Source organism: Pseudomonas endophytica, from assembly GCF_001411475.1.
Classification (GTDB): domain Bacteria; phylum Pseudomonadota; class Gammaproteobacteria; order Pseudomonadales; family Pseudomonadaceae; genus Aquipseudomonas; species Aquipseudomonas endophytica.
The window spans coordinates 1-14,510 of record NZ_LLWH01000011.1; the positions used below are offsets into that span (position 1 = coordinate 1).

The following is a 14,510-nucleotide window of genomic DNA, read 5'->3' on the forward strand; positions in this document are numbered from 1 at the left end:
GGAGAGGCCTGCAAGGCTTATTCGTAACCGAGGCTGAATTGCAGCTGGTTAACCTTCTTTTGCAGTGCCTTGAGCTCCTGCTGCTTGGCTGCCATCTGCGCGGGGTGAGCGGCGCTCACCGGTGCAACTTGCGCGGCCTTGAGCTGTTGCTCTAGGCCAGCGATCTGCTGCTGTACTTGGGCCTTGTTACCGCTGCGCGCCTTGAGCGAGCCGAGTAACCGGCTCAGCGACTGATTCAACGCGGCCTGGGATTGTTGCTGCGCTTGCACGTTGGCTCGTGAGGCGGCTTGTTGCGCGGCAATATCCTCGTAGACCTGATGAAACATCGCGTTCTCTTGCTGCGACTGGGCCAGTGCCATTTCGTTTTCTCGAATCTGCGCGCTGTAGCCGCCGCCCGCATCGCAATTCACCTTGGTGAACAGCCCTGCGTCGCGGTTGCCGGCATCACACTCGCCCGGCTGAGTGGCGCAACCGGACAACGCCAGTACAGCCCCCAACACCCCAATCAATCGTGCGTTCATGGTTTCAACCCAACGTGATCGCGGAGCGTTGGCTGTACAAACCATCAACTTCTTTTTGCAGGCTGACGACTTTCTGGTTCATCTTGGCGATGTTGGCGTCGATTTGCTGGAGCTCAGGACCCGCGCCCTGGCTGCGCTCGACCTTCATGGCATCGTTGTAACCGGTGACTTTGCTCTGCATGTTTTTAACTTCAAGGCGCAGTTGTTCAATGTTGCTGTCGATGCTCGCGATCTGCTTTTGCGCCTGAGCCTTATCGATTTTCTTGCTCGCTAGGTCGCGCTTGATCTGCTCAACCTGCACTTTGTCATCGTCAATGACCTGCTGCGCGGTAGCCGTACGCATCACGACTTTTTGCGTGTCCAACTGCACGTCGCTGTTGTATTTCTGCAAGCGCTGGTTGGTGTCAGCGTATTCACTGCGACGCTGGTCCACGTAGTAGTTAGCACCCATCGCCACGCCACACGCCGCCACACCCGCCGCGATCATGCACACAGCCTTGTTGTTGGGGTTGCTCAGCACACAGGCCAATACCGCTGCGCCTGCGCCCATCGCACAGGCTTGATAGCCCGACTTACTAAAGAACTGGGCATCCGTGCCTTGGGTCAAACGCGGGTCCGGCGCCGGCGCCCCCATGCCCAAAGAGTTGCTGCCTGTTGAGGCACAACCGGTCAACAGCACGCCGGCTATGAGCACGAAAGACATCATGTATCTGGAAGAGGCCAACAGGCTGCGCATCATTGTATTTCTCCTTGTTGAAGCATGTAGTGGGCTTAGGGGGTGACCGCTTTGCAACGCTTCAACCAAGCGTCAGTGTCGATCTTTTGCTTTTGCAGGTAGGTCTTCTGATTGGCCCAGTGCGTGCGCAAATACGGCTTGAGTTCTTGCAGTTGTTTGTTCTGGCTGATGATTTCTTCCATCACTGGCACCTGCGCCTCAAGCAGCGGCTGACCGTACAAGGACGCTGACTCCACTAGGCTGCTGGCGTAGTAACGGCTGAGTTTGTGCAGGCGGTCCTTCTGCTCATCGAGCTTACCTTTGCGCATGTCGCAGCTCGGGTCCTTGTCTTCGGACTCGCAGTTGAGGGCGTAATTTTTTTGCAAGAAATCTAGGTACTGGCCGTCATCGAGCATCTTGGTACACAAGAAGGCACCTAGGTTGAGGCTCGCGCGAATCGCCTGATCACGGGTTTCTTCCTGTTGCTGGTTGCTGGCGCGCAACTGGTTTTCCAAGGTTCGCAGCTTCTCTTTGAGGGCCTTGTCTTCAACCCCTTGGGCCAGCGTGTTGAGTTCGTGCACGGTACCCTGATCGCCTTCTTGAGCACCCGTGCCGAGCTTTTTCCAGCTCTGCTCAATGCTGCCCACTCGCTCACGCGAGGTCAGGGTCGGCGACACCATGACCAGCCGCAGGCCGGTGGTTTTGTTTTTCACTTGGCCGTCCGCGTTGTAGTACGGCTCTTCTTTGCGCAACGAGGTGCGCAAATCGGCTTGCGGCGTCAAGTAGTTGCCGCCGCGCACCACATAGCCGCCTGCCTGCCCATGCTGGCGGTCCAGTTTGTTCAAACGGAAAGGCTCAAACATCATCTCGTCGGCGTTACCGAGCATGTCGTGCAAGCCCAGCGGATTAGGCTTTTGCAGACCGCTCAGTTGCAGCTTGCCGTTGGACGACTGGGCACCACCGAACCATTCATAGGCGTTCAAGCCTTCTGGCATTGGATAGCGCGTGTCGCTGAACTCGGCCGCGCCCACTTCCAGCCCGCCACGGGCGGCGAACTCCCATTCGGTTTCGGTTGGCAGACGCAAAAAGCCCAGCGCACCGTCTTCCTTGGGCAGCTTGGCGGCCGCGTTTTTGCGCAACCACAGGTTGTATTTGTCGCCCGCCTCGATGGCCTGCACCCAACTGATCGCCACTTGCGGCAAGCGCAGTTTGTTCGACGGTGTTGGGCAGGTTTCGTCCGTCAGCGCCTGATACTGCAACTGGCTCATCTCGTACTTGGCCATCAGGTAGTAACGCGACTTGTCACCCTTGGCGCCTGTGAAGCTACCAGCGATAAAGGCCGGGCGCTTCTGCTCGACATACCCCCACTCGGGGCTGTCCTGCCCAATATTGATCGGGTAGTCATCCAGCGGCCCGGTGACCGGGATAAACACTTTGCGAAACACCATCGCACCGTCGCACGGCATCGGCAGCACCACGTCATTGGCCTCGGGTGCCGGGTTGTAAAACTTCTCGTCCCAGCTCGCCGCCGACGCATTGAGCCAATAACCAAAGCTCAGGGATGTGAGCAACACCACACGTTTAAAGCTCACGCAAACTCTCCGCAGGTTGGATGCTGATGGCCCGCAGTGCGCCGATGACGGCGACCAGTGCGGCGACCAACAAGGCGATCAGTAGGGCCACCAGCCCATGCCAGATCGTGATGTGACAGACAAAAGTGCCCGTGGCCTGACTGCTGCCAAGCAAGTGATCGAACAACAAGCTGCCCACGCCATAAAGCCCCAACCCGCCGACATAGCCGATCAGGCTCAGGAGCATGGCCTGGGCGATGACAAAACCGGCCACGGCCAGGCTGCTGAAGCCCAACAGACGCAGCACCGCGAGGCTTTTGCGCTTGCGGTCGATGTTGGCCAGAAACGCGCCGACCATCGAAGCAATGCAGCCGATCAAGGCCGCCCCGGCAATCACGCCGAAAATCAGCCCCAGCACCTGATTGATGGCTTTAACGTTGTCGATTTCCGCCAGACGGCTCGACGTGTCTATGTTCTGTTGGTTTAGCCAGCGCTCCAGCGGCGCCACGCTGTCAATATCGCGGGCATACACGCGGGCACGGGCGTACAGCGGTTTAAGGTCGGCCTGCGGTTTACCGCTGTCCAGACCAAACGCCGGCACCTGATAACCATCGCGAAAGCGCTCTAGCTCAAGCAGCAATGGTGGCGCGACAAACCCGGCTGCCCGACCAAAGCGGGCCGCATCAAGCACCGCCACCACCACCAGATTCAACTCGCCCCGTTCATTGATGCCGTCTAGGCGACGCGGCGCGCGCAAACGCACGCTGTCCCCGACTGTGGCTTGCAAGCGTTGCGCAGCGCGGGCGCTGAGGATCACTTGGTTGCCACTCAAGTGGGTCTGCGGCAGGTTAAGCAGTGGGTCGTGAGCGTCAGTGGGGATGATTTCGGCGTTTTCGACAAAGCGTTGCAGGCCCATCAGCAAGTCGGCCTGAGTGTTCAGTGAGCGGGTTTGCCCAATGGCAAAACCGACCTCGGGCTGCTGGCGCACATCTTCTATCCAAGCGGTGTCGTAATTGCCGCTGCTGAGCATTTTCACTTCAAGGTTGCGCGGGTCGCTGAGCAGCTCGTTTTGCAATTGGCTGACCACCCCGTGCTTAAGCCCGAACAGCAACAACAGCGGCGCAATCACCGCAACCAGTGATGCGGCGATGCAAAACGACACCTTGCGGTCATGCCAGAGATCTTCGATCGCCAGCGACCCGAGCAAGCCGAGGCGACTAATCCATGGCTTCAAAACGTGTCTCTCCCTGACAACTGATCGCGCCCAATCGCGGCAAACCAAAGTCGCGCACCAGCGCCCAATCGTGGGACACCACTAATGCACTCAAGCCCAATTCGCTCACCAGACTCAACAACAGTTCAAACAGGCGCCGAGCGCTGTGCGGGTCGAGCGACGCCGTGGGCTCATCGGCCAACAACAATTGCGGTTCATGGGCGATAGCCCGCACGCAGGCCACGCGCTGGCGCTCGCCGATCGACAAAGCCTGCGGCAACTTGCCCAGCAAACCCGTGAGGCGCAGAGCATCTACGGCGCGGTCCACCTGCTCGCTGTTAGCGGCCATCCCGAGCATACGCCGGGGCAAGCTGATGTTGTCGCGCACGCTCAAAAACGGCAGTAAGCCACCACTTTGCAGAATGAAACCCAAGTGCCGCGACCGCACTGCCGACAAACTCGGCTGGTCGTTACGGGCCAGTAACAGCGCAATATCCAGGGCCGCGGCCTGTGGCTGATGGCGGTCCGGGCCGAGGCTGAAATGCCCCAGTTCAACGGGATGCAACAACAGGCCGATCGCCTCAAGCAGGGTGCTTTTGCCACAGCCACTCTCGCCGGTAATGGTCAAAATTTCACCGGTCTTCATCTGCAATGCAGGCAAACGCACGCTGTGCGCCTGAGCGCCGCTACCACGGCGCACGAGCAGGTCCTGAATATCGAGCATGAGCGTCTCGTTAGGGCATCATTTCCAGCGGCACCGGGTACACGTTGTCCCGTGCATCGCTGTCTTTGGCCAAGGCCACCCAACGGTCCACGTCAGCGTTGTAACGCTGGTAGTGACGCAGTTTGGTGCTCAGGTTACGGATGAATTTCTCTTGCGCCAGACCGTCCCAGCTCTTCCAGGTTTCTTCATCCAGGTTGAGGACTTCACTCTGATACGGCAGGTCTTCAAGGTACTCACCCAGCACGCCCATTTGCGCCAGTTTGGCAGTGCTGTTCTGCTTTAACTGATTCGGATCGGCGCCCATCGTGGCTGCCACCGAGCGCAGGCGATCAAACATTTCGGTCGGCGAGATCAGCCCCTCGTTGGCGGCATCCAGAATCTGCTTCATCACGTCACTCAAGTCGCTGAGCTGCGACTTGGTCAGCAGCACTCGCACATCGGTGGTCGGGATGTTTTGCTTGATCAAATCGCGGTCCGTGATCCACGCCTGAAACACGGGCGGCGCCTGGCTGTTGGTTTTTTCGCCCAAGTACGCCAGTTGCATGGCGTGACCGATCAAGGCCGCGTCATCGAGCATTTTCTGCTGCGCCGGATCGCCTTGAGCGGCCACGTCTTGCTTGGCATTCAGCGCACTGCCAATCGCATCCTCACCCATGTAAGCAGCTTTGACTTGCGAGGTAATAGCCTCGGCCAAGGCGTCTACTTTTTGACCAAACGCTTTCACATCACCGGCGTTCACCGGGTAGTACAGCGACGTGTTAGTACCCGGATAAGTCGACAGGTTCTCGTACTGCGCTTGAGCTTTAGCGTGATCTTTGATCCCGGCGGGAGTCTTCAGGTGCAGGGTGTAAATCGCCACGCCGGGGTTGGCGGCTTCGAGCCGCACTTGATCAGCACTCAACCCGGTGCTACTGAGCGTATCCTCGCCTTCCAGAGCCCCCGCGTCGGTAATCAGCACCACGTAACGGGCGCCAAATTGCGACCAGTCAACGTTATCGATACTGTGCATCACACCCGCGTAGGCATCTTCATCAAAACTCTTGCTCGATACTTTTGCCTGCTTGAGATCTGCCACCTTGGCGAGGAAGTCTTCGCTGCCCGTCACCTTGTTCGGGTCGGCGTACATTTTGCTCACGTACTCCAGCCCCGGCACGGCCTTGGTGTTGGAGCGGAATGCGACCAGACCGAACTTAACCTGGTTGCCTAGGTTCTCGCTTTCGATCTGTTTGTAGACCTTGCGAATCGCTTCGCGGGTGCGCTCGATGTAAGGGTCCATTGAGATCGTAGAGTCGATCACAAACACCACCGCGGCGCTGAATTCCTTTAACTGACCGGCCTTGGCCGCGCCCGCATCGGGCGTTGCGGCGGCGCCAGCTTGCAGCGCTTTGTCATCCGCCTTGCTCACCGACGCGACGTTAAGCAGGCGCGTGCGAAAGCCTTCTTCGGTCATGACTTCTTCGCCGCTCAGCACCGGTAGCAAGTAGAACTGCTTGTGCAGGTCGACAAAGTATTCCGGCTCCTGGGCCAGCACGCCGGGGGCCAATGTGCCCTGCTTGAGCTTGGCTCGCAGCGGCGCGACCTTGCTCACCGGATCTGGCGCATCGAGGATACCTTCCAAGGTGGCGCGGTCTTTGAAGAACATCAACCGGTCGCGGTTGGCCGGGTTGGTGAACGCTAGCGTGAGCTGCATTTTCCAGTCAGTGGTGCACGCGGCAGGCAGCCAGCCCACGGTTTTACCGTAACTGTCCGGGCCTACCTTGAGCCATTGAGCATTCGCCACTTGAGCGCGCTCGTACACGTAGAAGCGGCTAAAGGTCGGTTGCGCGACCCCGGCATCGCCACCGGCGGCGGTGCTGAGTTTGCACCCTGGGGTGGTCAGCACGCGCTGGAACAGGGTTTTCTTGCCTTCTTGAATCAGCGGCTTGTCATCGGCATGGGCCGCAGCACTGCCCATGCACAACGCCAGTAAGGTTCGAGTAGCCCATGCAAAATAGCTCACGGCTTTAACTCCTCAAAACGCGCTTTAGCTTCAGCATTTTCAGGCTCTTGACTCAGGATGGTTTCGTACCAATACGCGGCAGTCGCCTTATCAGGCTCAGCGAAGCACTGGCTGGTCTGATGGAACTTTGGGTCGTACTCGTGGGCGTAAGCGGTTGCGATTTGCAGGTCACCGGCTTGGGCACGGTTAGCGTACAAACGCTGGGCAATGCCGCAGTGATTATTGGCTTTAGCCACGTTGATGATCTCTAGTAACTCGGCACTGCCGGGCGACTTTTTAATGCAGGTCTGAACAAAGGTCAGCTCAGGCAACGTGGACATGCTTTCCAGGGTGCAGGCTTCATCACCCTTTGGGAGAGGGGCAGGAGCGCTCACGTTGTCGGGCTTTTTGTTTAGCCAGAACGCTGCGCCAGCCGCAATGACCGCCAGCACCAGCAGAGCAATCACTAAGGGGATCATCCAACCTTTCTTTTTGCCGGGAGCCGGTGGCGGAGCAGGAGCAGGAGCAACTACGGCGGCGACCGGTTCGATAACCGGCTCGGGCTTCACTGTCGGTTCAAGCTCGGGCGTAGGCGCGGGTTCGGCCACTACCACCGCAGAGGCTTCAACCGGCGCGACGGGGGCAGAGTTCAACGCATCCGCCAGAATGATGCCCTTCCATACCGGCGGCGCAGCTTTCTCATCGCCAGCCGCTCGGGAGGTCACGCCTCTACCCGGCAGAACCACCCCGTTATCCTTGACCCCTGTTGCGGGCTCGTTGAGCACGAAGCTGAACGAGGTGTCCACACTCCCTTCCAGCAACGTATCAACGATCTGCGGGCCAACCAGTACTTCTAGGCTTTTACCATCGGCGGCTAGCGGAAACTCAGGCACTTGAAACCAAAAAGGGTTGTTGCTCCACACCTGACCTTCATGCAGGTAGTGATCGTCGCTGTTGCGCTGGAGGCTGAATTCCAGATGCTCAGGCGAGCCTTTCCAGCCTTTAATCACCAGACGGGCATATCCGTGGGCATGGGGCTCTAAAGCGAGCAAATTGACTCGAATCGACATTGCTTAAATCGCCTTGTAGGCCTTGAGCACGAGGCCCAGCCGTTCATTTTGTTCGGGGGTTATTTCGCTACCAGCACCATGTCCGGCATTCGCTTCGGTCATCGCAGCCAGTGCCGACATCCAGTCCGTCAGGAACGTCATAGCCGGCATGCCGACATTTTCGGGCAGGGTCGGCAGGTAATGTTCAGGGTCAGACTCTTGCGATGAAGGCGCAGGATCGGTATTTACCGGCGGGTAAAAACCGAACACTGGGTTGCCATGTCTGGCGCGGCTGGCTGGGCGTTCAGTCAACGGTTGGGTGAAAAAACCAAACCAGGAGATAAAGTCGCGCAACACCATTTGCACCTCAAGCACTTGGCGCTCGGCCAGTCGCTCACGGCGGGCGTTAGTCTCAGAGCACTTGGAGACAGCCATGCTCAATTGCTCCAGCACCTGAGCGCGATAAGCGCCCACGATCACTTCAGCCACCACGGCATCCATCAGCTTTTTGTCAAAACCCAATAGCGCAAGCAAACCGGTGTTGTTACTCAGATGACGCAAGTGTGAGATCCACGCGTTAAACGCCGCGCGGGCAAAGCGTTGAGCGCTGTTTTGCGGGCCTTGTGGCTTGGCCAACGGCGCATCTGCTTTCACCGCCTTACCGCTGGCAGGCTCATCGTCATAACCGTCATCGAACGCCCAGCCACTGCTGACCCCCTTAACGGGCGTCACATCTGGCTCGACCTGCTCATCAGGGGCGATAAGTGCTTCGTTATCGTAATCACCACTGAGGTACAGCTCACGTACGGTAGCCACCGGCAATTGCAGATGGCTGATGAGGTCACCTAGTTTCTGGCCGCGCAGACGCAGGCCGGAATAAATCATCTGCGCCTGGGCACGCTTGGCTTCAATAGCGCCATCACCGTCCGGCATGTGCCATTCGGACACGCCTTGAGTCGCGAACGTGGCGAGTAGCTCTTCGAGCCGTTCACGCTGACGCTGGAGTTTGAACGCCAAGCTGGCGACCGCCTTGATACCGCAAATGATACGGCTCATGCCGCCATCACCATCGAGTACCGCCTGCCAAGCTTGAGCGGGCTGATGGAAGTGCCGACGCACTTCGGGCACTTCCTCAAACGCGCTACCGATGTCATCCAGCACCGGTTGATACTCGGGCAGAATCCCGGTTTCGAGCTTGTTGCTGTCGTAGCCAACACACGCGAAATCTTCATGCGGCTTGCGCACTAGGTAGGTGTTGTTAAACGGCTCGCCGTCGGCCCAGTCGTTGAGCCAGTCATGACGGCCAAAACGCTCGGTCATCGCCGACTGGATCATTCCGCCCCAGCTACCGGGGCGCAGGCCCGGTGCCATCTTGACCATCGCGTTGATGCGCAGGTCGAGCATGGTCATGGCCCAGATCAAACCGCTGCTGCGGGTTGCGCGTTCTTTGGGCGTTGCACCTTGGGTGTTTTCAATCCAGCGTGTCAGCACCGGTCCGATTTCGTTGATCTCGATACCTTTGTTCGAGTTGGTGCACAGCACCAGCGCATTCATTTCTTGGTTATCGGTATAACGCTCGAATAAGTACGCCACTTTGCCGCGCAAAATCAGCTGCGACACCGGGTTGTCACCTTCGCGCAAGTCCGGGTCATTGAAGTTGGCAAAATCAACCAGCGACATGCGCCCGCGATACCCAGGAAAGTCGAGCAGATCGACGTCATTCACAATCGGATCTTTGGGGGTTTCAACCAACCGAAAAGTCATCTCCGAGGTCAACGCCGCCAAGTGCGATACCAACACACTGCGAGGTGTTTGCAGTTGGTCGTTATTCAGCGGGCGCACATCAATCGGATGGTCTTTGTCTGTGCCGAAACGGGCCAGAATGTCGACGCTCATGATGCTGTCGCTTTGAACTTCACGGCCCTTTTCATCGAGACGGAAGAGCGCGTGCAGCGGCGCGTAAACGGTGCTTGGTAAACCCAATTGGTGCAGGCTGCCCGCCAGCGAAGCGTAGACGCCTTTTAGCGCGGACTCATTGCCCCATAACAGCGAAAACAGTTGCGTACGCTCTGGCACCGTCAGGCGCGGGGCCAGTTTGAGCACCCGCGGCCAATAGGCGTGATCGAGCAGGCTGACAGCATTGGCAAAACTGGTTTTGAAGTAGTCCCACAGCGACACCACATCGTCGGCGCTGATACCGGGCAACAAAGGCCCGTTTTCACGCCCCTCAAACGGTTTCAATGCCGCCTGAATCACATCATCGGTGATGCGAAACGTGACCCGCGACTGATCAAAGTCCTTAAACCAAGAGTTACCCAACATCTTGATCAAGTCAGCTTCAGCCAACAGCTTCAGCTCGACAGGAAACTGGTCGTCCTGCGAAGGCGTGGCACGTCGGCTGAAACGCGTTACCAGGCCGGTGGCTTCTTTACCGACACCCGCCGGGTTGACGTGTTTCAGGAAGTCGACGCGGCGCCCGCCCATCATCGTTTCAAGGCGCTCGTTCTGACCTGCGGCCAGCGACAAGATCAGGTATGACTTACCCGCTTGCGAGATGCCGAAAAAACCCAGCGTCATTGGTCGGCTTGCCGCCCGCTCATAGTTCGCCGCCTCGTTACGCACGCGGTGCAGGTCGTAAATCAAGTCATCGGCCTGCCCGTCTAGGCTTGGCGCTGTTGCACGCGTTTGCTCAATCCAGTCCAAGGCTTGCGCCGCACCGGCATGAACGGCTGCCCAGCGAGCAGACAATGCTTTTTGTTCCGGGGTCAGGTCGTTCATGAGTGCTTCACTGTTCCGCTGTCTAGCCAATAGGTGTTGTCGCCGAGCCTGGACACCAGCAGGGTGTTTAGTTGCAGGTGGACGTCATTCTTGTCCAGGCGCTCCGCCGTGTTGGAGCTGACACTGCGTATCTCTAACTGATCGCTGACCAGCCCAGCGTTGACGCTCTCTGGGTTTTTGGCGACTTTGAAACGAACGCTGGCCACGGCACCGCTGCCGTCTCGGGTACCGGACGCCATCTTTCGCTTGCCTTCGTCGGTGAAGCTCAAGCTGTAGAGCGGCGAGGCTGCCCAGCGCTCGACGCTCAACTGACGAAAGCCCAAGCGGATGGCTGAAGGCATCGCCAATGCAGGCGTCACCGACTGTTCCTCTTCGCTGTCACCCGCCAACTGGATACAGCCACGCTCAGTACGGATATCACGGAACAGTACGTCGCGATCACGGATGCTATTTTCCAAGTCGATCACCCCAATATGCTTGATGGTCGAGTAAGGAATCAGCTTGTCTGCCCGGAAGTAAAAGCCGTGAACACTATGGTTTGCGCACAGCAGGCAGAGCATCGCGCCCACCGCCGCTGTGCTTTTCGGGTCGTCGATCAGGCCGTTTTTATGAAACGGATACCACCCTCCGGTACGGTAGCTTTGCATCGGTACGATACGACCCGGCACCAGCGGCAGGTTCTGCCGGATAAAACCCTGAATGCCTGGTAGCCGTGAAGGGCGGCCGGTCAGCAGCAAAACGTCGCAAGGGTAATGCGCAATCACTTCGCACAGCGCGCTAAGCGGCTTACCAATGTTCACGCCGCCATTGAGGAACATGTCGTGAATGGCACGCAGATCGAAGGTGATCTTCGTGTCCAATAGGTCAAACACCTCGCCACCGGTATCACGGCGCACCGCCCCGCTGACGTAGTTCAACACGCTGAGGTTAATGTCGCTCTCGGTCAGCAATTGTCGATAGGTGTACGTCACGGGGGAGGTGGGAGCCAACGGGTCAAATTGCTCGTAAGCTTTGAGCAATGCCAGCCCTAGCGGCGTTAATACCTGCAGGTTGAGTTGTTGGCGCAACACCTCGTTTTGGGTACTGATGGTTTCACTGCCGCACAAACGTGACAGCAATGAGTCCGGCGACTCAACCTTGGCGTCTTTGAAGCCGCGCTCAAGGCTGGGCAGCACGACGCTGTGAATCATATCGAGGAGGATGTCATCGCCCGCTATCTTGAAGCTGTCGCGAAACAGTTGCTTGGGGACGATATGCACATTCATGCCGCTCACTGCACGAGCGCCGGGGTCAATTCGGTATTCGGTAATCACCAGATCAGTGGTGCCGCCGCCAATATCAATACTGGCGACGGTAATACGATCGCGCTCAGTTTTGTCAGGCCGGGCGAGGGTGGCAAAAAACTCTTCAGGGTGGCCCGCATAGTTTTCGGCAATTTCGGTATAGAGGTACACCAGTTGCCCACACGAAGCCTCATCCCAGTCGATATTGACCAGCGGCATCGGCGTTGTCGGAGGCGAAGCTTCATCGGTGTAGGGATCTTCGTCGCTGTCGTGCCAGCCCATGCTTTTCCAGACTAAGCCGATGGCTTGCGACATGCGCTTACCCAAAATGCTGCGCTCAGCTTGTGGCATCCCTGGCGGCACGGTGAGGGTGATGCTGTTGAGCTGACGCGGGATCCCGGTTTTACCTTGACGCGCACGCTGGGCCGGGCTGTTGATCTGCGCCAAAGCCTGGGTCAAGACTTCGGCCAACATAAAGGTCATCAACGAACTGCGCGAGTAGAGCGCCTTGAAAACCGGAACTTGATCGTCTTCAGGGAGGCTGTACAACGCCTCGCCCATGTTGTTGATCAAGTGCGAGAACGGGGCTGCTGTAGCAGGCGGCTCACTGTCGCTTTTGATGTAGGCGTTATTGAAGCGCCAGCCGTGGTCGTAGGGGTTTTCATCCCACAAGTAACGCTTGGGGCTAGACAGCCCGGTTGAACCTTCCGTGCCCCGGCGCAGGCTGGCTAGACGCCCGGCTTCGTTGCCAACACGGGCAATGGTCGGCCACTGAAACGCATCATGGCGCCCGCTTTTGCTCGAAAAGTGATCTTTACCCAGCGACGTTTTCGAGAACTCGACACGGCTTTCAAACGGCTGGTTGTACACATGCTCTGGCGCGAGCAGGTCGCGCAACTCCAGCACGTAGTTATTCTTGAGGCCCATGCGGTCTACGCCTTGGTTCTCAATTAAAATGCCGCAGGTTCGGGAGTTACCGACGTCAAGAATCAGATCAACAGGGATCGGTTTGGTCTGGCTTTTCTCGCCATTGGCGATCACCGTCAGCTCGGGCATAACGATGACCGGTTGTGCGGGTTTTGGACCAATTTGCTCAATCCGCTCCAGCAAACTCAGCACGTTCAAGTAGTGCGCTTGCGGGTGCTTTTCGTCTTCCTGATCTTGCAGCAGGTCGCGGTCGACCCGGATGCTCGCCTCGCGAAACACCTCCACCAGCCATTCCTTAACCCACGGCAAATCTTGGAACCAGCGCATTTGCGCCAGTTTGGTCGCCACCCGAAACGACACGCCGGAGCTGACGTCTTCGTCATTGGGGGCCAGGTAAGCCATGCTCAGTTTTTTGCTGATCACCCGCGTGTCGAGGGCCAGCGTCAGGCGGTGCGTATTGCCATCAATGTCCGGATGCGCAAGCTTGATGAAACGCATCCGCGCCCAGTTGCTCGGGCCTTGGTCAAAGGTGTACGGCGGCATATAGCGAAAGAAGGGTAAGGGCAGCCAAAGGCCATCCAGCAGCGCGAGACTCTTACTGATAGGCAGCCAAAAGTCTGGCTCGGCTTTTTGCCGTCGCTCATGGTCAATGTCGTAGTAGTACGACTCATCGGTGTGCACCTGCAAACGGCACAACACATCTCCATCGACCAGCGTGAACGCGCCGTTGGGGGACGTGATCTGGTCCTGACGGAAGGCGAAGTCCATGAACTGGATGCCCGTATCACTGACCAGTTTTACGACATCTTCAAACTGGGTAACTTCTGGCAACATGTCGAAATCTTCCCGTGCTTATTCGCCCATCTGCCGCATGGAGATGGGGAATTGCTTGTCTTCATAAATTCCGCTGCAGTCGGCAATGCTTTTGGCACCCTGACGGCAATCAACCTTCGGCATTTCGTAGCTGCTGCCGTCGCCACAGGCCGCTTGGCCTTGACTGTTAATGGACAGATTGCCGGCTTGCATGGCCGCCGTAACCGGGCCGGTGCAGTTGACACCGTCGGGCTTGCGCACAACGACTTGGCCTTTACCGTCTTTGAACTGGTACTCCAGTCGTAACGGCTTGCCGGTGGTTTTATCCTGAATTCCTGCTCCTGCGCGAAAGCGTCCATTGAGAAAGTCAGCCTGACCATCAGCCGTATCAGGCGGGATACTCAGCGATTGGCCGGGTACTTCGGGTTTGTCTGGGCCGGGACTCGGGATCGGCGGCGGTGCCGGTGCCGGTTCGGGCGCTGGTTCGGGCTCGGGCTCGGGAGCCGGGGCGGGCAACTTGGGTTCTGGGGGCGCATCACTGTCTGGGTTGGGCACCGGGGCGGGCTTACTGCCATCATCGCCCGACAGCGATCCGCCCCCCATGCCAGACCCCTGACCCGAAGCGCCATCGCCAAAGCCTAATTTGCCCAAAATCGGTTTAAAGACTTGAGGCATCTCAACGCTCGGCCACTGCCAACCGGAGACCGAAGCATCCGGCCGTGTCGCATCCGGCGCGCAGGCGCGCAGCCCAAACAGCAGCAGAAGCAGGAGTAACAGCAAGAGCAACAGCCACAGCAACCAGCGCCACCAAGGACGCTTGACCAAGACAGGCTCGCGCTCAGGTGGCGATGTGGCTAGCGGTGGGGTCACTGGCGCCAGCGGCGGGGCCACGGGCAACTCCGCACGCGGATAAAGGCAATACAGAGGGTCTAGAAAAC

Annotated in this window: 10 protein-coding genes; all 10 read right to left on the reverse strand. The window is 58.2% G+C overall.

From position 1 onward, the window contains the following. Positions 1-17: 17 nt before the first annotated feature. On the reverse strand, positions 18-521 hold the full coding sequence (locus AQS70_RS01890; protein WP_055101247.1) for a hypothetical protein: 504 nt from the start codon (positions 519-521) through the stop codon (positions 18-20). Between the two features lie 4 nt (positions 522-525). Then, positions 526-1,260 carry a hypothetical protein gene (locus tag AQS70_RS01895; protein WP_055101248.1) on the reverse strand — a complete coding sequence of 245 codons (735 nt, stop codon included), beginning with the start codon at positions 1,258-1,260 and terminating at the stop codon, positions 526-528. Positions 1,261-1,292: 32 nt separating this feature from the next. Continuing rightward, positions 1,293-2,828, reverse strand: a complete 1,536-nt coding sequence (locus tag AQS70_RS01900; protein WP_055101249.1) for an SUMF1/EgtB/PvdO family nonheme iron enzyme — start codon at positions 2,826-2,828, stop codon at positions 1,293-1,295. Continuing rightward, complete coding sequence (locus AQS70_RS01905; RefSeq protein ID WP_055101250.1) at positions 2,818-4,041, reverse strand: ABC transporter permease; 1,224 nt, start codon at positions 4,039-4,041, stop codon at positions 2,818-2,820. The genes AQS70_RS01900 and AQS70_RS01905 overlap by 11 nt, the downstream gene beginning before the upstream one ends. Continuing rightward, complete coding sequence (locus tag AQS70_RS01910) at positions 4,025-4,744, reverse strand: ATP-binding cassette domain-containing protein (protein ID WP_055101251.1); 720 nt, start codon at positions 4,742-4,744, stop codon at positions 4,025-4,027. Before AQS70_RS01910 ends, AQS70_RS01905 begins: the two co-directional genes overlap by 17 nt. Positions 4,745-4,754: 10 nt before the next feature. After that, positions 4,755-6,698, reverse strand: coding sequence for a vWA domain-containing protein (locus AQS70_RS01915; RefSeq protein WP_156354958.1), 1,944 nt, complete (start codon positions 6,696-6,698; stop codon positions 4,755-4,757). Positions 6,699-6,739: 41 nt separating this feature from the next. After that, positions 6,740-7,792, reverse strand: a complete 1,053-nt coding sequence (locus AQS70_RS01920) for a hypothetical protein (RefSeq protein ID WP_055101253.1) — start codon at positions 7,790-7,792, stop codon at positions 6,740-6,742. A gap of 3 nt (positions 7,793-7,795) precedes the next feature. Next, on the reverse strand, positions 7,796-10,549 hold the full coding sequence (locus AQS70_RS01925; protein ID WP_055101254.1) for a virulence factor SrfC family protein: 2,754 nt from the start codon (positions 10,547-10,549) through the stop codon (positions 7,796-7,798). Beyond that, complete coding sequence (locus AQS70_RS01930; RefSeq protein WP_055101255.1) at positions 10,546-13,593, reverse strand: virulence factor SrfB; 3,048 nt, start codon at positions 13,591-13,593, stop codon at positions 10,546-10,548. The genes AQS70_RS01925 and AQS70_RS01930 overlap by 4 nt, the downstream gene beginning before the upstream one ends. Before the next feature lie 18 nt (positions 13,594-13,611). Then, on the reverse strand, positions 13,612-14,510 hold an 899-nt coding region (locus AQS70_RS23530), incomplete at its 5' end, for an SrfA family protein (protein WP_241492785.1).